Source organism: Burkholderia arboris (assembly GCF_038723655.1).
Lineage (GTDB): Bacteria > Pseudomonadota > Gammaproteobacteria > Burkholderiales > Burkholderiaceae > Burkholderia > Burkholderia arboris.
Map to the genome: position 1 here is coordinate 2515460 of NZ_CP109821.1, position 20148 is coordinate 2535607.

A 20148-nucleotide genomic window follows, 5' to 3' on the forward strand; every position below is an offset into this window, starting at 1 on the left:
TGAATCGGCGCTGTCGGCAGCCGGACCGCGCATCCACCGCCTGATATCGCCGAGTCGCCACCGCAACCGGCGTACGCCCGGCATCGGCGAAGGCATGGACGCCACCTTGCGCTTACCAATGGTCGCCGGGCTCAGGCCAGACAGTGCGGCGACTTCCTCAGGTCCCACCAACAAATCGTCACCAGCTTTGCTCAACTTGGCTGCAAGGTCGTAGTTTCGCTCTTCCATGTTTCGGTTCCCCCGAAGTTCCTGTTGTGACCTGATCATCCTTCTCAGGCCGCCAGACAGGTGAGGACACTTAGCGCGCAGTTCCGTGGTTTTCAAATCGCTCTTGCGAGGTGGAGTACGGACTCCGTATCATCAATAGGGGGAACCAAAACGCAGATAGGGGAAGAAGGATGGCTCTCGACTACGCGAAAATGCCCGAACACGCGCTAGCAATGCTTTTTACGGCCGCACTACGCGATATCCGGAAAGACGAACTGAGAAAGGTCGATGAGGAAAGCCCGTGCGAGCGAATTCGCGATTTGCCGCTGCATGTATCTCAGGAACTAGCCGTACGACTGTGGCTCATCGCGGGAACACAGAAAGAAGTCGAACGACTGTTCTACGGTTACGAGGATACGGGCGACACCGCGGCGGAAGGACGAAAACAGCGCGAGTACGAATATTCGCGCCCAATGCCCATGCGGCGAGCGAGAAGCGCCATATCCTCTTGGGCGTGGGGCGCACTCCTCACTGATAACGACGACTGGTGGCGTGAGATCGGTAACTGGCGCACCCGCCTCGACGCAATCGAGGCCGCGAGACCCATCCTAAAGGGGCTAAAGAGGCGTACGGTCCCGTTGACACATGAGAGCGTAGAGAAAGTCTCGACGAAAGTCTTGGCCACGTTCCGTGCAACGCTGGAACGCGCTGCCGAAATTGAGGATGCAGAGAACCAGCTCAGACTGGCCCGCTTCATCGCAAGTGATCGCTGCCGCATCCAACGTCACCTCAAGCAGTTCAATCTTACGGTCACGGATCTGGAACGCGCCACGGGTCTCTCCCATGGCACAAATCTGGCACACTGAGCACGGGAGCCACGGTTACCGACAGGGAACTCAAGGGTGCAGCGGTCTTGAGTTTTCAAGGGAAGCCAAGTACAGTCCAGCGTAGTTAGTGCCAACTTTCCGATTCACACGGCAGGGGTCACTGGTTCGATCCCAGTACCGCCCACCAAAGAATTCAATGACTCACGGCCGATATGACGCGTCTCGTAACCTAAGCGTACGGAACGTCATACGGAAATTGTACGTGAGCTTCTCAGGCCAGTCCCGGCCGCAGCAAGCCCTTCCCTAGTTTTACATCGAACTTCGCGGCAGTCCGGTGGGCTTTCGCGCGCTCGTGCCTCTCGGCTCATCGTGCCGCAAATCAGAGGCGCGCCACCCTTTCAAGCACCGCGCCTCCCGGCCTGCTCACACGCCAGCACGTCTACCGATACTCATCGATTTCAACTACACCGCCAATCGATTCGATGAGCTTGCGGGTGTCCTCTGACACATACGGGACACGATCACCAGCTTCGTTGTCCCAGTAGCAGAAGAACCGCATCCGCGCGGCAGACTTTTCGATTCGCTCCCGGAGGCCATCGCGCGGCAACGAAAGGCGATCGATCAGGTAACGCAGGTGTGGCTCCAGCCTATCACTTTGAACAGCAGCCTTGCTTTCCAACGCCCAAAGATTGAGCTTGCCCGGCCGGGTGCTGAGGCGACCAGACGGCAGCAGATAGGGCTTTCCTCGCGTAATCGTCCGAGTTGGGAACACGCCAAAGAATGCAGTCCACACATCCGGGTGCGTGTCCTCCGACGAGATGATGAACGTCGCGTGTGCCAGCGCGCTTTCGGGAGGCGTAGGTGAGTCAGGGTGCATAGTCATGGATGTTGTCAATAATTACGCCTTTGAACTCGACATCTCCGCTGTCATGGAAGATGACATTGTCGGCAGGCCCTAAGCCGTTTGCTGGCTTCAGGATGTGCAGCATCTGCCCGAATGTCTTGCGATCGTACCCAAGCATCTTGGCCGCAAAGTTCGGGTTGTTGGTCGCGGCAGCGAGCGATTCGATGCTATCGCTGACTTGGCCTCCGATGTAATCGAACGGTTGCGCGTCGCCAAGCAAGGAGGATGCGCCGCCCGGCAAGGCCGATGCACCTCCCGCCCCCGCACCTGCGACGCCCTCCAGATAGCTCATCAACCCGCCTGCCGACACGTCACTAGGTGTCGCCCAACTCGGCATGGGCTTGTCGACCGGCAGCGCGGCCATTCCCGGCACGCTGGCGAATCTGTTGGCTTTTGGGAAAGGCGGTGTTGTGGGAGAGCCTCCGGCAGAGCCGCCACCGCCGCCACCCACCGGTCGATCTATGGACACAGACACTCGCCCGTCTTCTATGGCTGACTTTAGCGCGGCAACCGGATCGCTACTATGAAAGCCCAGGCCTAGCTCTCGAACGTAGTCGGAAGCTCCGCCCGTAAGGCCCGCGTACTTCGGCCAGTGCAGCATCAAGTCAGACACATCGCTGCGTTGGCTGGCCGTCCGATTCGCACTGCCAGAACCCGCCGCGCGCGTCAGCGTAGCGCGTTTTCCAAAACCCAGATCAATTGTCACTGAAGCCATGAATCTCGTTCTCCGTATCGGCTTCGCAGGACATAACGTTGCTCTCTCAACGTTAGGCCAAGCACTTCAAAGCCGATACTTTAGCAGGAGTGTCCGGACGGCTTCGCTTCAATGCCTCGTTCGATTCTTCTCGATGTGAGCCGCACCGACCTGACCGAACTGGCCCACCAGTTGGAGTTCCTTCATGGCCTTTAGGCGCTGGCTGGCTGGTGCAGTGTGATCTTGGGCGATCTCAGCCAAATTCTGCGTGGCCTTGTGTTCGTTCCACATACTCGAAACCGGCGCGAGACGGATCGCGGCATCCACTTCGTTGTACAAGGCGCAGTCGGCCAGGTGCGCGGCCCACCCAATCGGCATCCCGCAGAACTCAAACAAGCTTCCAAAGGCGATGTCGAACGCCGCGCGAGCGCCCTTGCCCTCTACTCGAAGGCGGATGTATTGATCGAAGTGGGCGCGGTGTTGCTCACGAAACTGCGTGTCGCGAAAGATGGTGTCGTGGTTGACGCGCTTGTCCGTGGATTTAAGCTTCATGTTTCGTACTCCATAGTTAAGTTGATAAATGCTTGTTGTTATATGGTCTTGTTCTGGCGCACAGCTGCGAATCGATCCAGAGTGCGGAAGACAACTGCAACGTGCCTTGCCGCTCGTTGAAGTCCGACGCACGAACCTTGATCAACTCGCCGGGTCGCGATGCCGTGTGCAGCAGCCCCTTGATGAATGTTGCGAGATCAGTCGCGCACGCCACGATGAGCGAGCGCCTTTGGTCGACAGTCAAATAGCCTTGCCTGCCCTTCCCTACGCCACGGAACGCGCTGACCCTGCGCCACGCTGCGTCGCTCGCGTAGAGGCCGTCCTTGAACGCGAGATTCATCGCTGCTTTGAATGAGGACAGGTGGCGGTTGGCTGTGTCCTTGGCTCGGCGGATCGCTTCCAGATCGTCCGATTTGGCCCTCTTAATCAGCCCGTCGCGCCAGTCGCTTATGTGAACGCTAGTGAGTTTGTCCAGAGCCACCTTAGCCACCGGCGCTTTGTACACGTGCGTTTCGAATCGTGCCTCAGCATCGTCCGCAGTCTTATCGCGCTTGTTTGCTCTCAGACGGGCGACATATCGCTTACATGCTTGCTCAACGTTCACCGATTCGAGCAGCACCACGCCGCGAGCCTCCGTGTCGGCCCACTCCCGCGCGGCGGTTGCCGCGTCTTCGAATGTCTCGACATGCCCTAACGACTGGTATTGCTGGCGGCCCGTGGACTCGTCGCGCTGGCGGGCGATCCATGTTCCCTCCCCCTCGGAAACCCGCCTGTACCCTACGGCCAGACCCTTACGAAGAACACACCAATACGGCTCGCGACGGACGGCCAAACGCGCCCTTGCGTCAGCGCTGATGATTGAAATTTGCTTGCTCATGACTACGGATTCCGTACGGAAAGAGCACGGAAAATCGCCTAAAGAGGCAGATCACCGTGCTCGATGGAAATTCGTAAGTCATTGATTCATTGTGATTCTCACTTCTTCGCGCATGGCTTTTCGGTCATCCACGCGCCTTCACACGGCAGGGGTCACTGGTTCGATCCCAGTACCGCCCACCAAAGAATTCAAGGGCCTGCGTCTCACGACGCAGGCCCTTTTCGTTTTGGCTCGCCGCCCTTTCACGACTGCCTACTTCGGAGCCTATGCCCCGATTGCGGAATCTCACCGCCGACTCCCTTCCCGTACAACCGCGGTAAATTCATCGCCTTTGCCGGCAACCATATTTCCGATCCAACCAGGCACCGGCATCACCCCGGCAAGCCCGTCCGGCGCCCTGAAGTTTTCCGGCCGCCATTCAATCCCTCACATCGGCACACTTCGCCGAAGTGCACTTTCTCAAACGCTTGTCCACCGACGCCACGCAATTCGCCCAACATTGGCAATTCGCATTGGCGAACAATCAGACGAATAAGACATTCACCATCTGATCGATTCCCTTTTCGCCAATCGGAAGCAGGCACGCCGGCGCGACCAGCGTACCCTGCATCGTCAAAAAGCCCATCAATTTCAATCGTGTAGCTACGGAACCTTCAATACGAAAGAGGGAAAACCGCGATTGTAATTATTGGTAATTGTTATGTAACATTTGTCCGAATTCGGATGCATAGAATCGTTTCGCCATATAACAGCCAGCCGAATCAGCATCGCATTTACGGCACGAAATCATGACTTGCGATGATGAGCTGGCGATAGAACCAGAATACCCATGTCATCAGAGAACAACGACTACACCCTGTGGCTGACCGGTTTGAGTGGCGCCGGCAAGTCGACCCTCTCGCACGAAATTGCCGGGCAGCTGCGCGCCCGCAATGTGCCGGTCTGCATCCTCGACGGAGACGAGTTGCGTGCAGGCGTTTCGCCGGATCTCGGCTTCACGCGCGAGGACCGTACCGAAAACTGTCGCCGCACGGCCGAAATCGCGAAATTGCTCAACAGGCAGGGGATCGTCGCAATCGTCGCGCTGATCTCGCCGTACGAGGCCGACCGGCAGCGGGCACGAGACATCATCGGGTCGAATCGGTTCGTCGAGGTCTACCTGAAAACCGATATTGCCACCTGCTCCGCGCGGGATCCGAAGCAGCTTTACGCAAAAGCGATCACCGGCCAGACGACGCAATTTACCGGCATTTCCGATCCGTACGAAGTGCCGGCCGCCCCCGATCTGATCGTGGATACGGGAACGCTCGATATCGCCGCATCGGTCGCGCTCGTGATGAATTTCGAGCGCCAGCGCTTCGCGACTGCGTAACCGCTGCCTGCCGTCATTTCGCTGCCGGGCGATACCTCACACTGCCCGCCGCCGAACGGGCCGCTTCGAAAGCCGGCCCGACCTCAGATCCCGTCCGAACGAGATTCCGTATGCCCCCGCGCACGATCGCAATCGCACCCGCGCGGGGTACCTCGCTTCACGACTACCCCACCCGCGCCGCCGTCGCGTCGAACGCGCGCTTTGCCTTGTCGACGATCTCGTCGACTTCTGCTTCGCGAATCACGAGCGGCGGCGACAGCAGCATCCGGTCTCCGGTCGCACGCATGATCAGGTTGCCGTTGAAGCAGAAGTCGCGGCAGATCGTGCCGATATCGGCGTCCGCGCCGAACCGCTCGCGCCGGTCGCGGTCGCGCGCCAGCTGGACGCCGGCGACCAGCCCCGCTCCCGCAATCTCCCCGACGACCGGATGATCGCCCAGCGCATCGCGCAGCCGCCGCTGGAAATACGGTCCGATATCGTTCCTCACGCGCTCGACGATCCCTTCGTCGCGCAGCAGCTTCAGGTTCGCGACCGCGACGGCCGCCGCCACCGGGTGGCCCGAGTACGTGAGGCCGTGATTGAATTCGCCGTTGTCGATGATCGGCCGCGCGACGCGCTCGTGAATGCCGACCGCCCCCATCGGCACGTAGCCCGACGTGAGGCCCTTCGCCATCGTGATCAGGTCCGGCTCGAAGCCGAAGTGCTGGTGTGCGAACCATTCGCCGGTGCGCCCGAACCCGCCGATCACTTCGTCGGCAACGAGCAGGATGTCGTACTTGCGGCAGATCCGCTGGATTTCCGGCCAGTAGGTCGACGGCGGGAAGATCACGCCGCCCGCGCCCTGGAACGGCTCGCCGATGAATGCCGCGACATTCTCCGCGCCGAGTTCGAGAATCTTCGCTTCGAGCTGCTGCGCACGCGCGAGACCGAACGCTTCCGGCGTTTCGCCCGGCTGCGCTTCGCCGAAGAAATACGGCTGGTCGATGTGCACGATGTGCTCGACCTTCGACGGCATCTGCTCGTGCATGTAGCCCATCCCGCCGAGCGTGCCGCCCGCGATCGTCGAGCCGTGGTAGCCGTTCTTGCGCGAGATCACGTACTTCTTCTGCGGCTTGCCCTGCACGCGCCAGTACCGGTGCACGAGGCGCAGCACGGTGTCGTTGCCTTCCGAGCCGCTGTTGCAGTAGAAGAAGTGGTTGAAGCCGGCCGGCGTCACTTCCGCGAGCATCGCCGACAGCTCGATCACCGGCGGGTGCGTGGTCTTGAAGAACGTGTTGTAGAACGGCAGTTCCTGCAGCTGGCGGTATGCGGCGTCGGCGAGTTCCTTGCGGCCGTAGCCGACGTTCACGCACCAGAGACCGGCCATCCCGTCGATCACCTTGTTGCCGTCCGAATCCCACAGGTAGACGCCGTCGGCCTTCACGATCACGCGGCTGCCCGCGCGGTTCAGCGCGCCCATGTCCGAGAACGGGTGGATGTGGTGCGCGGCGTCGAGCGCACGGTATTCGGCGGTCGAGTGCGGCGGAAAAGCTTCGTTTCGATCGGTCATGTTTCCTCCGTAAAACAGCGCCGCACGTTCACACGTGCAGCAGCAGATGCCTGCGTTCCCACGAACTGATCACGCGGAAGAACGCTTCATATTCGGTTTCCTTCAATGCCAGGTAGGCCTTCACGAACTTGTCGCCGAGAATGCCGGCGAGCGGTTCGCACGCGGCCATCAGCGAAATGCCCTCTTCGAGGTTGCGCGGCAGTTGGTAAGGCAGGTCGTAGCCGTCCGATGCGATCGGCTCGGTCGGCGCGAGCTGCTGCGTCATCCCGAGATAGCCGGCGGCGAGCGTTGCCGCGAACACGAGGTACGGGTTGCAGTCGACACCCGGAATCCGGTTCTCGATGCGGCGCGCGACGGGACTCGACTGCGGGATGCGGAAGCCGACCGTGCGGTTGTCGTAGCCCCACTGCACGTTGATCGGCGCAGCCATGAAGCGCGACAGCCGGCGATACGAATTGATGTACGGCGCGAAGATCGGCATCAACGCCGGCGTGTACTTCTGCAGCCCCGCGAGATAGCTGTGGAACAGCGGCGACACCGAGCCGTCATCGTCGGCGAACAGGTTCCGCCCGGTGTGCATGTCCGCCAGGCTCTGGTGAATGTGCATCGCGGATCCCGGCTCGTTTTCCATCGGCTTGGCCATGAAGGTCGCATACATGTTGTGACGCAGCGCGGCCTCGCGCACCGTGCGCTTGAACAGGAATACCTGATCGGCCAGCGGCAGCGCGTCGCCATGCACGAAGTTGATTTCCATCTGCGCAGCGCCGACTTCGTGGATCAGCGTCTCGATATCGAGGCCCTGCATTTCGCAGTACTCGTAGATATCCTCGAACAGCGGATCGAACTCGTTGACGGCCTCGATCGAATACGACTGGCGGCCGGTTTCCGCGCGCCCCGTGCGGCCGACGGGCGGACGCAGCGGCAGGTCGGGATCGGCGTTCATGTCGACGAGGTAGAACTCCAGTTCCGGCGCGACGACGGGCTTCCAGCCCTTTTCCTTGTACAGGTCGAGCACGCGGCGCAGCACGTAGCGCGGCGAGATTTCGACCGGCGAGCCGTCGAAGTGCACGCAGTCGTGGATCACTTGCGCGGTCGGATCGACGGCCCACGGAATCAGGCAGATCGTCGCCGGATCGGGCACGCACACCATGTCGGGATCGGTCACACCGGTCAGCGTGCCGTCCTCGGGATAGTCGCCGGTCACGGTCTGCACCATCACGGCCTGCGGCAGGCGCATCGATTCGCCGGATTCGAATTTGTTGCGCGGAATGATCTTGCCGCGCGCGATGCCGGCCATGTCGGGAATGATCGCCTCGACTTCGGTGATGCGGTGCTGTCGCAGGAATTCGCTCAGTTCGGGTTGCATGATCGGCCTCGTTCAGTCGACGTCGGATGCGGCCGGCGACGGCATCGCGCCGCCGGCCGCATGAAGGCGGTGCGTCATGCGCGCGCGGCACGCCGCGCCGAATGCCGCAAAAATATCGCGCGACAGCGGCTGTTCCGCGTAGCGCCATTCGGGATGCCACTGCACGCCGAGCGCGAACGCACGTGCACCGCGCACGCTGACGGCCTCGACCAGCCCGTCGGGCGCACTCGCTTCGACGGCAAGCCCCGCGCCCAGACGCGCAATGCCCTGGTCGTGCAGCGAATTGACCGTCGCCTCGTGCGCGCCGCGCGCGACCCGCTGCAGCAGGCCGCCCGGCGCGAGTCGCACGACATGCGCGGGACCGTATTGCCGTTCGAGCGGATCGGCGGGCCGTTCGCGATGATCGTCGAAGCCGTTCGTCGCGTGCAGCCGCTGATGCAGCGTGCCGCCATACGCGACGTTCAGTTCCTGCATGCCGCGGCAGATCGCGAGCACGGGCACGCCCGCGTCGATCGCCGCGCGGATCAGCGGCAGCGCGGTCGCATCGCGCGCCGGATCGTGCAGCGTATCGGGCGCACTCGCGTCACCGCCGTAATGATGCGGTTCGACGTTCGAATAGCTGCCGGTAAACAACAATCCGTCGACGGCCGCGACGATCGCATCGGCCGGCTGCCGCGCGCCGAGCGCGGGCAGCACGAACGCCAGCACGCCGGCGCCGTCGACGAGTGCGGCAAGGTACTTCTCGCCTGCCGTGTGGTTCGGATGCGCACCGCGCAGGATACGGTCAGCGGTGACGGCTACGATCGGTCGTGCGCGCATGGGCGTCTCTCCGGTAATCGCACACGACACGCTCGCGCGCGGAACGATGAAGGTCCGGGGAGGCGCCGCCTGCGCGCGCCATCGCGCAACGGATGCGCATGCGCAATCCTGCCGCGTGGACGATGCGGCAACAGGCGGTGCGGCCCGGGACGGATGCGGAAAAGGACGCTAGGGCAACAACGATGCGCTGCCGTCGCACTGCACCGCGCTGAACACGTGCGCGGATACGAGGTTGAAGCGGCGCAGGCCGCGATGGGAAATGGCGAAGAAACGAGGTTCGCGTAACGGGGCGGCACGCGTGCCGCGATCAGGGCGCCGGTTCGGCCCGGCCTGAGGCGGCGCGCCCGCCGACGGACTTCGCGTCCGGCGTATCGAAGGGCTGGCGGCTTTCACGATCGTACTCGACTGGCTGATGGAGGCAGGACACGTGTCGCAATGCCGCGCGGCGACACGTCAGCAAGATGTCTCGCAGCGGATGCCGGCGCAGTACAGCCATCGTCGATGGCCTCGCCGCCGGTGCGCGCGTGACGACTTCCTGACATTCAGCTTATATCACCTAAAAATTGCGTCAAATTTTCAGGTGCGGATGACGATATCGATCAGACGAAAAAAAGACAAAAAAAACGGCATCGATCCGTGAGATCGATGCCGTTTTGTGCATTGCGTCGGCTCGCACGGTGCGCACCGACGGATCGCGACGCCCCTGCTCCGCCGCGCTGCCGCACGCGTGCGGCCCGCGTTCAGCGATGCGCGAGCGCGGTTTCGACGAGCGTCTGCAGCAGCGGCACAATCCGCGCTGCACGTGCTTCGTCGTACGCGTACGGGCGCGTCTCTTCCATGTAGGTGATCTGCGACAGTTCGAGCTGCACGGCCTCGACACCGGTATCGGGCACGCCGTAGTGGCGCGTGATGTAGCCGCCCTTGAAGCGCCCGTTCGCGACGGCCGTATAGCTGCCGTGCGCGAGCACCCGTGCAGCCAGCGCCTCCGCGAGACCGGGCGTCGCGCTCGCACCGCTCGACGTGCCGAAATTGAAGTCCGGCAGGCGGCCTTCGAAGAAACGCGGCACGTGCGAGCGGATCGAATGCGCTTCCCACACGAGCACGCGGCCGTGTTCGCGCTTCAGGCGCGCGACCTCGCCCTGCAGCGCGCCGTGATACGGCAGCCAGTAGCGGTCGCGGCGGCGCATGATCTCGTCGTTGCCGGGCAGCGCATTCGCCGGATAAAGCGGCGCCTTGTCGAACGTATCGACCGGCACGAGCCCCGTCGTGTCCTGCCCCGGATACAGGTTCTCGTTGTCGGGCGGGCGGTTCAGGTCGACGACATAGCGCGCATGCGACGGTACGAGAATCGACGCGCCGAGGTCGGCCGCAAAACCGTACAGCCGCTCGAGATGCCAGTCGCAATCGTCGACGAAGCGCGCATCGGGCGTCATCGTCGCGGCGATGTCGTCGGGGATGTGCGTGCCTGCGTGCGGGATCGAGATCAGCAGCGGCAGCGTGCCCTGCTTCAGCGTGAATACAGCCGGTTGTTCAGTCATGTCGCCTCACCGTAAGAGTCCGCCGGCGCACACGTGCGGCGTGCGCCGGTTGCCGCGCGTCAGCGCAGCAGTTGCGCCAGCGCGGCGCGATAGTCGGCATACGCGACGGCTTCGTCGCGATGGCGGCGGCCGCTCACGATGCGTTCGCCGCCCGTGTAGACGTCGAGCACGGGCGTCTCGCCATGCTCGGCGAACACGATGCCCGACAGCCATGCCGTGCTGCCGTGTTCGGCGATCGCCGGATGGTCGGGATCGAGCACGAGCCAGTCGGCGCGGCAGCCTTCGCGCAGCGCACCGACGCGCCGCCCGCTCGCCTGCGCGCCGCCCGCGAGCGACGCGTCGAACAGGCGATCGGCGACGTGGGCCTGCGACTCGCTCGCCAGCACGTTGCGCGCGCGGTGCACGAGCCGCTGCCCGTATTCGAGCAGGCGCAACTCCGAGCGCCAGTCGACCGACGCGTGGCTGTCCGAACCGACGCCGATCACGCCGCCCTGCGCGAGATAGTCGACGGCAGGGAATACGCCGTCGCCGAGATTCGCTTCGGTCGTCAGGCACAGGCCGGCGACCGCGCGACGCTTCGCGAGTGCGGCCGTCTCGGCCGCGTCGACGTGCGTCGCATGCACGAGGCACCAGCGCGACCCGACATCGAAACGATCGAGCAGCCATTGTACGGGGCGCGCGCCGTAGGCGCGAACGCAATCGTCGACTTCGGCCGTCTGCTCGGCGATGTGGATATGCACGGGCGCATCGCCGGGCAACCCGTCGAGCAGCGCACGCAGCCCGTTCTCGGACACCGCGCGCAGCGAGTGCGGCGCGACGCCGTAGCGCAGCCCGCCATGCTCGGGCGCCGCGCGACGCATCGTGTCGAGCAGTTCGAGCAGGCCGTCGGGCGTGTTGATGAAGCGGCGCTGGTCTTCGCGCGGCGGCTTGTTGCCGAAGCCGGCGAACTGGTACGACACCGGCAGCATCGTGATGCCGATGCCCGCCGAACGGGCGGCATCGACCACGCGCGTGCCGAGTTCGGCGATCTGCGGATAGCGCGAACCATCCTGCGCGTGATGCACGTAGTGAAATTCGCACACCGACGTGTAGCCGCACTTGAGCATCTCGACATACAGCCAGCGCGCAATCGCCGCGAGCGCGTCGGGCGTGATCTTCAGCGCGAAACGGTACATCAGGTCGCGCCAGCTCCAGAAGCTGTCGGCAGGATTCGCCCGGTATTCGGTGAGCCCCGCCATCGCGCGCTGGAACGCGTGCGAATGCAGGTTCGGCATGCCGGGCAGCACCGGCCCGGCCGCACGCGAGATGCCTGCCGGCGCGTCGGTATCGGGCGTCACGCCGGTCAGCGTGCCGGCCGCATCCCAGCGCAGCAGCACGTTGCGGCGCCAGCCATCGGGCAGGTAGGCATGGTCCGCGAACAACATGGTGTCAGTCATTGCGAGTCCTTATTGACCGGATCAAGCGCTTCGGCGTCTCGTCCGGCCGCGTACCGCGGTCGGCAAGTGCGAGCGCATCAGCGCGCCTGCCCCTGCTTCGCGGCGATCGACCGGCGTGCGCGCTGGCGCGCACGGCCCGGTCCCATGCAAAGCGTCGATCGGGCCGGGCACGTCATTACCCGGCCCGGTCCGATCCATTGCAACACTATCCGTTCATCCGGCGGAATACCGTCGTGCCGCCGCGAACGACCTGCTCGCACAGCGGCCGGCCGATCCAGTACGCAAGCTCGGACAGCGAGCCGACCGACCACGCGGCGAAGTCGGCCTGGCGACCGACCTCGAGCGCGCCGTGGCGATCCGCACGGCCGAGTGCCGCAGCCGCATGGCGCGTGACGCCCTGCAGCACCTCGGGCACCGTCATGCGGAACAGCGTGCAGCCCATGTTCATCGTCAGCAGCAGCGATTCGAGCGGCGACGTGCCGGGATTGTGATCGGTCGCAAGCGCGATCGGCACGCCGTGCTTGCGCAGCAGCTCGATCGGCGGCAGTTGCGTTTCGCGGATGAAGTAGTACGCGCCGGGCAGCAGCACGGCGACCGTGCCGGCCGCCTTCATCGCCTCGATGCCCGCTTCGTCGAGAAATTCGAGATGGTCGGCGGACAGCGCGCGGTAACGCGCGGCGAGCGCCGTGCCGCCCGCGTTCGACAGTTGCTCCGCATGCAGCTTCACGGGCAGCCCGCGCCGCGTCGCAGCCTCGAACACGCGTTCGGTCTGCGCGAGCGAGAAGCCGATCCGTTCGCAGAACACGTCGACCGCGTCGACGAGCCCCTCGTCGGCCAGCGCCGGCAGCATCCGGTCGCACACTTCGTCGATGTACGCGTCCGCACGGCCCGCATATTCGGGCGGCAGCGCATGCGCACCGAGGAAGGTGGTATGGACGGTGACCGGGAAGCGTTCGCCGAGCTGGCGCGCGACACGCAGCATCTTGCGTTCGCTCGCGAGGTCGAGCCCGTAGCCCGACTTGATCTCGATCGCGGTCACGCCTTCGGCGAGCAGCGGTTGCAGGCGCGCGGCGGCCTGCACGAACAGCGTCGTCTCGTCGGCTGCGCGTGTCGCGCGCACCGTCGACACGATCCCGCCACCCTGCCGCGCGATTTCCTCGTAGCTGACGCCCGCGAGGCGCTGCGCGAATTCGTCGGCACGCGTGCCGCCGTACACGAGGTGCGTGTGGCAATCGACGAGACCCGGCGTCACCCACGCGCCGTGCAGGTCTTCGCGCTGCCAGTGCGCATAGCCGTGCGGCAGCGCGGACAACGCGCCGAGCCAGACGATCGTGCCGGTTTCGTCGGCGGCGATCGCCGCATCGTCGATCGTCTCGTCGGGATGGCCGTGCGGACACAGCCTCAGGTGATGCCAGACAGTCGGTTTCATGCGTTCAGTCTCGTTCGCCGATGGCGAGCGATACGGCGAGCAGCGCGCCGCTACCGCTCACGACGACGTCAAACGCACGCCGCGGCCCGTCGAGCCGCAACGTGTCCAGTTCTTCCAGCGCGTGGTGCGTGCCGTCGAGTTCAACGTCAACCGTACCGGCCGCGCAAAACAGCAGCACGGTATCGGCGTGCGCGATGCGGTGCGCGCCTGCGCGCCACACGTCGAGCGCGCCCCGTGCGGCCGAGCGGCGCGTCATCAGGTTGAAGTCGCGCGTCGCGCCGTCGTGCAGCGTCGCGTCGATCGCCGTCTCGCCCGCGAAATCCGCACGGGCCAGCGGTGCATCGAGCACGTGTTGCACTCCGCCCGCTTCGGCCAGCGTCATGCCGGCGCCGGACAGCAGCACGAGCGTGCGGTCGATCCCGTCGAAACGCGAGAACGGCCCGGCCATGCCGACATCCGCGACGCTCACGCGCCACGCGAACGCGTCGAGCGCGGCGCCCGGCGGGAACGCGCCGATCTCGCGCGTCACGCCGCCGCCGTTCTTCCACGGCGACGCGACGAGATCCGCCGCGCGGATCAGCGTCACGTTCACCGGCGCCTGGTCGAGCGCCGTCATGCTCAGCGGCCGAGCATCGGCAGCTTCAGGCCGGCTTCGCGGGCCGTCTGCTGCGCGAGCTCGTAGCCGGCATCCGCATGGCGCATCACGCCCGTCGCCGGATCGTTCAGCAGCACGCGACCGAGACGCTCGTGCGCTTCAGCCGTACCGTCGGCGACGATCACGACGCCCGAGTGCTGCGAGAAGCCCATGCCGACACCGCCGCCGTGGTGCAGCGACACCCACGATGCGCCGCCTGCCGTGTTCAGCAGTGCGTTCAGCAGCGGCCAGTCGCTGACCGCGTCCGAACCGTCCTTCATCGATTCCGTCTCGCGGTTCGGGCTGGCGACCGAACCCGTGTCGAGGTGGTCGCGGCCGATCACGATCGGCGCCTTCAGTTCACCGTTCTTGACCATCTCGTTGAACGCCTGGCCGAGGCGATAGCGATCCTTCACGCCGACCCAGCAGATCCGTGCCGGCAGGCCCTGGAACGCGATGCGCTCACGCGCCATGTCGAGCCAGTTGTGCAGGTGCGGATCGTCGGGGATCAGCTCCTTCACCTTCTGGTCGGTCTTGTAGATGTCTTCCGGATCGCCCGACAGCGCAACCCAGCGGAACGGGCCCTTGCCTTCGCAGAACAGCGGACGGATGTACGCCGGCACGAAGCCCGGGAAGTCGAACGCGTTCTCGACGCCCATTTCCAGCGCCATCTGGCGGATGTTGTTGCCGTAGTCGAGCGTCGCCGCGCCGCGTTCCTGCAGATCCAGCATAGCCTGCACCTGGACGGCCATCGACTGCTTCGCGACCTTCACGATGCTCTGCGGATCGACCTTCTGCGCTTCGCGCCATTGCGCGACGGTCCAGCCTTGCGGCAGGTAGCCGTTGATCGGGTCGTGCGCGCTCGTCTGGTCGGTCACGCAATCCGGCGTGATGCCGCGCTTGACGAGTTCCGGGAACACGTCGGCCGCGTTGCCGAGCAGGCCGATCGACACGGGCTTGCCCGTGCGCTTCGCTTCCTCGATCATGCCGAGCGCTTCGTCGAGCGTCGTCGCCTTCTTGTCGACGTAGCGCGTCTTCAGGCGGAAGTCGATGCGCGTCTCGTCGCATTCGACCGCGATCATCGAGAAGCCGGCCATCGTCGCGGCCAGCGGCTGCGCGCCGCCCATGCCGCCGAGGCCGCCCGTCAGGATCCAGCGGCCCGACGGGTCGCCGTTGAAGTGCTGGTTCGCGACCGAGAAGAACGTTTCATAGGTGCCCTGAACGATGCCCTGGCTGCCGATGTAGATCCAGCTGCCGGCCGTCATCTGGCCGTACATCATCAGGCCCTTGCGGTCGAGCTCGTGGAAGTGGTCCCAGTTCGCCCAGTGCGGCACGAGATTCGAGTTCGCGAGCAGCACGCGCGGCGCATCCTTGTGCGTGCGGAACACACCGACCGGCTTGCCCGATTGAATCAGCAGCGTTTCGTTCTCTTCGAGATCCTTCAGCGACGCGAGGATCTGGTCGTAGCATTCCCAGTTGCGCGCTGCACGGCCGATGCCGCCGTAGACGACGAGCGCATGCGGGTGCTCGGCGACTTCCGGGTCGAGGTTGTTCTGGATCATCCGGTAGGCCGCTTCGGCCAGCCAGGTCTTGCAGGTCTTCTCGCTGCCGCGCGGCGCGCGGATCGTGCGCGTCGGATCGAGACGGGGATCGATGTGTTTCGGATGGTTCATGACGACTGCTCCCGAAGGAAAATGACTATCAAATAGGAATCAGAAATGCCCGGTGAAGCGATAACGGCTGCCGGGATGCCACAGATTCGCCACCGAGGCGACGACGCCCTGCGACCAGGTGCGCCGATGTAAAACCAGACACGGCTCGACGTCGTCCATCCGCAGCTGCTCGCGCCGTTCCGGCGCCGGGGCCGCCGCTTCGATCCGGTACTCGACGCGCTGCAGCGGCGCCGCGCGCATCAGGTACAGGTTCGGCGTCGTGTTCGTGAAATCCTGCTCGGCGTAATCCGGCGCGACCGCCGGATTCACCCACCGTTCTTCGAGCTGCACGGGCTCGTCGTTCTCGAAGTGCAGCACCTGCGAATGAAACAGCTTCGTGCGCACGGCCACCTGCATCTCGTCGGCGAGCGCCTCGTCGGCGCGGATCGTGTCGAGACCGAGCACGCTGGCGTGATACGCGTGCCCGCGTGCGCCGACTTCCTCCGAGATGCTGCGGATCGCCACCAGCGTCGACTCGTACTTCGGCCGTGCGACGTAGGTGCCCGCGCCCTTCATGCGCGTGAGCACCTGCTCGGCCGTCAACTCGCGCAGCGCGCGGTTGACGGTCATGCGTGCCACCTTGAATTCGCGCGCCAGCTCGTTCTCGGACGGCACCTGGTCGCCCTCCTCCCACTCACCGGCGTGGATGCGGCCCAGGATGAAATCCTTGATTTCCTGGTAGACCGGCGCGCTCATCAGCTTACTGTTCCGATGCGAACGAGAACGGGCTGATCTTCGCGAACGCGCGCTCGCCGACGAGCTTCGCGATCGCTGCGATGTCCGGTGCGAAGTAGTGATCGAGCTCGTAGTGCGCAACCTTGCCGCGGATCGTTTCCATCGCGGGCGCCAGCTTCGGGCTCGTGTGATACGGCGCGCGCAGGTCGACGCCTTGTGCGGCAGCCAGCAGTTCGATCGCGAGGATGTGCTTCGTGTTGTCCGCGATGTCGGCGAGCTTGCGCGCGGCGAACGTCGCCATCGACACGTGGTCTTCCTGGTTCGCGGAAGTCGGCAGCGAGTCGACCGACGCCGGGTGCGCGAGCGTCTTGTTTTCCGATGCGAGTGCGGCCGCCGTCACGTGGGCGATCATGAAGCCCGAGTTCACGCCGCCGTCCCGCACGAGGAACGGGGGCAGGCCCGACAGCGTCGCATCGATCAGCAGTGCGATGCGGCGTTCGGCCAGCGCGCCGATTTCCGCTGCGGCGAGCGCGAGGTTGTCGGCCGCGAACGCGACGGGCTCGGCGTGGAAGTTGCCGCCCGACAGCACTTCGCCGGTGTCCGGGAAGATCAGCGGGTTGTCCGACACGGCGTTCGCTTCGACCAGCAGCACGTCGGCCGCATGGCGCATCTGGTCCAGGCACGCGCCCATCACCTGCGGCTGGCAGCGCAGGCTGTACGGATCCTGCACCTTGTCGCAGTCGCGGTGCGACTGGTTGATCGGCGAGCCTTCGAGCAGGTCGCGATACGACGCCGCTGCGTCGATCTGGCCCTGGTGGCCGCGCAGTTCATGGATGCGTGCGTCGAACGGCTTCACCGAACCGGCGGCCGCGTCGACCGACAGCGCGCCGGCGACGAGCGCCGTGCGGTACAGGTCTTCGATCGAGAACATGTTGTCGAGCGCCAGTGCGGTCGACGCCTGCGTGCCGTTCAGCAGCGCGAGGCCTTCCTTCGCCTGCAGCGTCAGCGGCGCGAGGCCCGCGACGCGCAGACCGTCGAGCGCGCTTGCACGCTCGCCGCGGATGAACACTTCGCCGACGCCGAGCAGCACGGCCGACATGTGCGCGAGCGGCGCGAGGTCGCCCGATGCGCCGACCGAACCCTTCACCGGGATCAGCGGCAGCACGTCCGCGTTGAACAGCTTGATCAGCGCGTCCATCACTTCGCGGCGGATGCCCGAGTGGCCGCGGCCGAGGCTCGACAGCTTCAGCGCCATCAAGAGGCGCACCGACGAACGCGCCATCGGCTCGCCGACGCCAACCGCGTGCGACAGCACCAGGTTCTTCTGCAGCAGCTCGAGCTGGTCGTGCGGGATATGCGTGCTGGCCAGGCGGCCGAAGCCCGTGTTGATGCCGTAGGCCGGCTCGCCCTTCGCGGCGATGTCGGCGACAGCCTTCGCGCCGGCGTCGATCTTCGCGAAGCTGGCCGGGTCGAGCGTCAGTTGCACGGATTCGCGTGCGATCTGGCGCAGTTGCGGGAGGGTCAGGTGGCCGGGGGTCAACGTAATCATGTGAGCAATCCTGTCTAGACAAGTTCGGAATGGATTGAAGTGTAGCCACGTCAACTTGTCTAGACAACCCGTTTTTCACCGATTTCGACTTGGGAGTTTCCCTGATGTCCGGCGCGGCCCGCCGGATCGGTCGACGGGATCCGGCGCTTAACATATGTTGCAATTATTTTGTCTTTGGCAACATACGGATCAGCATTCACCCCGGAGACCGCCATGCCTTTCCCGTCACGATTCGCCGGCCGGTTCGGCCGCCCCCTGCTCGTCGCCGCATGCACGCTCGCGTGCGGCGCCGCGCTCGCCGCCGAGCCGCTGTCCGGCACGCTCGACAAGATCCGGCAGAGCAACCTGATCTCGATCGGCCACCGCGAAACGTCGGTGCCGTTCTCCTACGTCGATGCGGGCGGCAAGGTGATCGGCTTCTCGCAGGACCTGTGCGACCGCGTGATCGCGGCCGTGAAGGCGCGCACCGGCAAGCCCGACCTGCAGGTGCGCTTCATCCCGGTCACGTCGCAGAACCGCATCCCGCTCGTTCAGAACGGCACCGTCGACCTCGAATGCGGCGTGACCACCAACCTCGCCGCGCGCCACGCGCAGGTCGCGTTCTCGACCACGTTCTTCGTCGCGACGACGCGGCTGCTCACGCGCACGACGTCGGGCACCCACGACTTTCCCGACCTCGCCGGCAAGACGGTCGTGACGAACCAGGGCACGACGTCGGAACGCCTGCTGCGCAAGATGAACGAGGAAAAGAAGATGAACATGCAGATCATCAGCGCGAAGGACTACGGCGAAGGACGCCTCACGCTCGAATCGGGCCGCGCGGCCGCGTACATGATGGACGACGTGCTGCTCGCGGGCGTGCGTCAGCTCGCCGCGAAACCGGCCGACTGGCAGATCGTCGGCACGCCGCAGTCGTCGGAAGCCTACGGGTTCATGCTGCGCAAGGACGATCCGCAGTTCAAGGCGCTCGTCGACGGCGTGCTCGTGCAGTTGATGAAGCGCGGCGAGATCAACGCGCTCTACGACAAATGGTTCATGAAGCCGGTGCCGCCGAAGGGGCTGTCGTTCGACTTCCCGATGAGCGACGTGATCAAGGCACGCTACGCGGCGCCGAACGATGCGCCGCTCGAGTGAGCGCCGCGCGGCGACATCGCGCTCATGCGCGCGTCCACGCGACGCACGCCGCGTAGCCGGGCGCCGCGTCGAGCCACGCCGCGTCGAACGCCGCGACGCCGGCGGCAGGCGCGGCCGGTTCGACGATCGTCGTCGCGGGTGTCGCCGCGTCGCGCGGCGGCACGACCGCGAACTCACGCAATCCGCCGACGATGCCGGTGCCGAGCGCCTTCAGCAGCGCCTCCTTCGCGGACCAGACGCGCAGGAATGCGCCCTCGCGCTCGCCGGGCGGCAGGCCGTCGAGATACGCGACCTCGGCAGGCGCGCAGACTTCGCGCGTCAGCGCGCGCCAGTCCACCGCGCGGTTGCCGCCCTCGATATCGACACCGACGCGACCCGCCGGCGCCCACGCGAGCAATGCATGCTCGCCCGCGTGCGACACGTTGAAATCGAGCGACGCGCGATGCGCGGGGTCCAGTGACGGCCGCCCCGATGCGTCGACGACGATCGCGACCGCATGCGGCGCGATACCGAGCGCCGCACCGAGTACGTCGCGCAGCGCGGCGCGCGTCGCGGCACTGCGCACCGCGTCCTCGTGCCGCAGGAAGCGCGCGGCCCGTGCGCGCTCGTCGTCGTTCAGCGCCGCATACGCGGGCGACACGAGCGGGACGCGCCAGTCGAAATCGACGCGCGCGATCCGCACGCCCGCGCGGGACGCGGCGCGCGGTGTGTCGAGTGCCAGCACACGCCACGCACGGGGCGTTTCTACCTGGAAAGCGGAAGCGGACGGAATGGACATCGGCGCGGCAGCCTGTGCTGGGGAATGAAACGTCCGATGTTAATCGATCGCGCCGGCACGCGGCCGCCGAAGCGGCATCGGGAAGCGAACGGGTAC

At 65.1% G+C, this 20148-nt stretch carries 18 protein-coding genes; 3 read left to right on the top strand and 15 right to left on the bottom strand.

The window, feature by feature from the left end; all coding sequences use genetic code 11:
* Positions 1-398: 398 nt before the first annotated feature.
* Positions 399-1073: a hypothetical protein gene (locus OHZ10_RS11785; protein WP_342702542.1), complete on the top strand. Its 675-nt coding sequence runs from the start codon at positions 399-401 to the stop codon at positions 1071-1073.
* A 400-nt stretch (positions 1074-1473) separates the two neighbouring features.
* On the opposite strand, the gene OHZ10_RS11790 is transcribed toward OHZ10_RS11785, so the two are convergent.
* From OHZ10_RS11790 to OHZ10_RS11805, 4 genes are all read right to left on the bottom strand, one after another.
* On the bottom strand, positions 1474-1911 hold the full coding sequence (locus OHZ10_RS11790; protein WP_340624613.1) for a DUF4279 domain-containing protein: 438 nt from the start codon (positions 1909-1911) through the stop codon (positions 1474-1476).
* Positions 1901-2653 (bottom strand): hypothetical protein, encoded by a 753-nt coding sequence (locus tag OHZ10_RS11795; RefSeq protein WP_340624281.1) that lies wholly within the window; start codon positions 2651-2653, stop codon positions 1901-1903. Before OHZ10_RS11795 ends, OHZ10_RS11790 begins: the two co-directional genes overlap by 11 nt.
* A 108-nt stretch (positions 2654-2761) precedes the next feature.
* On the bottom strand, positions 2762-3184 hold the full coding sequence (locus OHZ10_RS11800) for a hypothetical protein (RefSeq protein WP_342702545.1): 423 nt from the start codon (positions 3182-3184) through the stop codon (positions 2762-2764).
* Between the two features lie 16 nt (positions 3185-3200).
* A complete protein-coding gene (locus OHZ10_RS11805; protein WP_342702547.1) occupies positions 3201-4061 on the bottom strand; it encodes a hypothetical protein in 861 nt (286 codons plus the stop codon).
* Between the two features lie 829 nt (positions 4062-4890).
* Here OHZ10_RS11805 and cysC point away from each other — a divergent pair.
* Complete coding sequence (cysC, locus tag OHZ10_RS11810) at positions 4891-5433, top strand: adenylyl-sulfate kinase (protein ID WP_059233686.1); 543 nt, start codon at positions 4891-4893, stop codon at positions 5431-5433.
* 163 nt (positions 5434-5596) lie between these two features.
* Here cysC and OHZ10_RS11815 read toward each other — a convergent pair whose 3' ends face one another.
* The 10 genes from OHZ10_RS11815 to hutH all read right to left on the bottom strand — a co-directional run bounded on the left by OHZ10_RS11815 (position 5597) and on the right by hutH (position 18140).
* Positions 5597-6982 (bottom strand): aspartate aminotransferase family protein, encoded by a 1386-nt coding sequence (locus OHZ10_RS11815; protein ID WP_342702550.1) that lies wholly within the window; start codon positions 6980-6982, stop codon positions 5597-5599.
* Between the two features lie 28 nt (positions 6983-7010).
* A complete protein-coding gene (locus tag OHZ10_RS11820) occupies positions 7011-8348 on the bottom strand; it encodes a glutamine synthetase family protein (protein ID WP_059233684.1) in 1338 nt (445 codons plus the stop codon).
* A 12-nt stretch (positions 8349-8360) separates the two neighbouring features.
* Positions 8361-9167, bottom strand: coding sequence for a gamma-glutamyl-gamma-aminobutyrate hydrolase family protein (locus OHZ10_RS11825; protein ID WP_059233683.1), 807 nt, complete (start codon positions 9165-9167; stop codon positions 8361-8363).
* A 740-nt stretch (positions 9168-9907) separates the two neighbouring features.
* Positions 9908-10705, bottom strand: a complete 798-nt coding sequence (gene hutG, locus OHZ10_RS11830; RefSeq protein WP_059233682.1) for an N-formylglutamate deformylase — start codon at positions 10703-10705, stop codon at positions 9908-9910.
* Between the two features lie 59 nt (positions 10706-10764).
* Complete coding sequence (locus OHZ10_RS11835) at positions 10765-12141, bottom strand: formimidoylglutamate deiminase (protein WP_342702552.1); 1377 nt, start codon at positions 12139-12141, stop codon at positions 10765-10767.
* Between the two features lie 205 nt (positions 12142-12346).
* Positions 12347-13570 carry an imidazolonepropionase gene (gene hutI, locus OHZ10_RS11840; RefSeq protein ID WP_059233680.1) on the bottom strand — a complete coding sequence of 408 codons (1224 nt, stop codon included), beginning with the start codon at positions 13568-13570 and terminating at the stop codon, positions 12347-12349.
* Between the two features lie 4 nt (positions 13571-13574).
* A complete protein-coding gene (locus tag OHZ10_RS11845; RefSeq protein ID WP_342702554.1) occupies positions 13575-14186 on the bottom strand; it encodes a HutD family protein in 612 nt (203 codons plus the stop codon).
* A gap of 2 nt (positions 14187-14188) precedes the next feature.
* Positions 14189-15877 (bottom strand): urocanate hydratase, encoded by a 1689-nt coding sequence (hutU, locus tag OHZ10_RS11850; RefSeq protein ID WP_059233678.1) that lies wholly within the window; start codon positions 15875-15877, stop codon positions 14189-14191.
* Positions 15878-15916: 39 nt separating this feature from the next.
* Complete coding sequence (hutC, locus tag OHZ10_RS11855; protein ID WP_011352609.1) at positions 15917-16612, bottom strand: histidine utilization repressor; 696 nt, start codon at positions 16610-16612, stop codon at positions 15917-15919.
* Positions 16613-16616: 4 nt separating this feature from the next.
* Positions 16617-18140 carry a histidine ammonia-lyase gene (hutH, locus tag OHZ10_RS11860; RefSeq protein ID WP_059233677.1) on the bottom strand — a complete coding sequence of 508 codons (1524 nt, stop codon included), beginning with the start codon at positions 18138-18140 and terminating at the stop codon, positions 16617-16619.
* A 213-nt stretch (positions 18141-18353) separates the two neighbouring features.
* Here hutH and OHZ10_RS11865 point away from each other — a divergent pair, with 213 nt between their 5' ends.
* On the top strand, positions 18354-19274 hold the full coding sequence (locus tag OHZ10_RS11865) for a glutamate/aspartate ABC transporter substrate-binding protein (RefSeq protein ID WP_342702556.1): 921 nt from the start codon (positions 18354-18356) through the stop codon (positions 19272-19274).
* A 22-nt stretch (positions 19275-19296) separates the two neighbouring features.
* On the opposite strand, the gene OHZ10_RS11870 is transcribed toward OHZ10_RS11865, so the two are convergent.
* Entirely contained in the window at positions 19297-20052 is a 756-nt protein-coding gene (locus OHZ10_RS11870; protein WP_342702558.1) for a 4'-phosphopantetheinyl transferase family protein, read from the bottom strand.
* Positions 20053-20148: the final 96 nt, after the last annotated feature.

Excerpts from the sequence above, each read along its gene's own strand:
- OHZ10_RS11835 (WP_342702552.1), bottom strand. The coding sequence starts at position 12,141 with ATGACTGACACCATGTTGTTCGCGGACCATGCCTACCTGCCCGATGGC.
- OHZ10_RS11815 (WP_342702550.1), bottom strand. The coding sequence starts at position 6,982 with ATGACCGATCGAAACGAAGCTTTTCCGCCGCACTCGACCGCCGAATAC.
- hutG (WP_059233682.1), bottom strand. The coding sequence starts at position 10,705 with ATGACTGAACAACCGGCTGTATTCACGCTGAAGCAGGGCACGCTGCCG.
- OHZ10_RS11870 (WP_342702558.1), bottom strand. The coding sequence starts at position 20,052 with ATGTCCATTCCGTCCGCTTCCGCTTTCCAGGTAGAAACGCCCCGTGCG.
- OHZ10_RS11790 (WP_340624613.1), bottom strand. The coding sequence starts at position 1,911 with ATGCACCCTGACTCACCTACGCCTCCCGAAAGCGCGCTGGCACACGCG.
- hutC (WP_011352609.1), bottom strand. The coding sequence starts at position 16,612 with ATGAGCGCGCCGGTCTACCAGGAAATCAAGGATTTCATCCTGGGCCGC.
- hutI (WP_059233680.1), bottom strand. The coding sequence starts at position 13,570 with ATGAAACCGACTGTCTGGCATCACCTGAGGCTGTGTCCGCACGGCCAT.
- OHZ10_RS11800 (WP_342702545.1), bottom strand. The coding sequence starts at position 3,184 with ATGAAGCTTAAATCCACGGACAAGCGCGTCAACCACGACACCATCTTT.
- OHZ10_RS11845 (WP_342702554.1), bottom strand. The coding sequence starts at position 14,186 with ATGACGGCGCTCGACCAGGCGCCGGTGAACGTGACGCTGATCCGCGCG.
- cysC (WP_059233686.1), top strand. The coding sequence starts at position 4,891 with ATGTCATCAGAGAACAACGACTACACCCTGTGGCTGACCGGTTTGAGT.
- hutH (WP_059233677.1), bottom strand. The coding sequence starts at position 18,140 with ATGATTACGTTGACCCCCGGCCACCTGACCCTCCCGCAACTGCGCCAG.
- OHZ10_RS11825 (WP_059233683.1), bottom strand. The coding sequence starts at position 9,167 with ATGCGCGCACGACCGATCGTAGCCGTCACCGCTGACCGTATCCTGCGC.
- OHZ10_RS11805 (WP_342702547.1), bottom strand. The coding sequence starts at position 4,061 with ATGAGCAAGCAAATTTCAATCATCAGCGCTGACGCAAGGGCGCGTTTG.
- OHZ10_RS11865 (WP_342702556.1), top strand. The coding sequence starts at position 18,354 with ATGCCTTTCCCGTCACGATTCGCCGGCCGGTTCGGCCGCCCCCTGCTC.
- OHZ10_RS11795 (WP_340624281.1), bottom strand. The coding sequence starts at position 2,653 with ATGGCTTCAGTGACAATTGATCTGGGTTTTGGAAAACGCGCTACGCTG.
- OHZ10_RS11820 (WP_059233684.1), bottom strand. The coding sequence starts at position 8,348 with ATGCAACCCGAACTGAGCGAATTCCTGCGACAGCACCGCATCACCGAA.
- hutU (WP_059233678.1), bottom strand. The coding sequence starts at position 15,877 with ATGAACCATCCGAAACACATCGATCCCCGTCTCGATCCGACGCGCACG.
- OHZ10_RS11785 (WP_342702542.1), top strand. The coding sequence starts at position 399 with ATGGCTCTCGACTACGCGAAAATGCCCGAACACGCGCTAGCAATGCTT.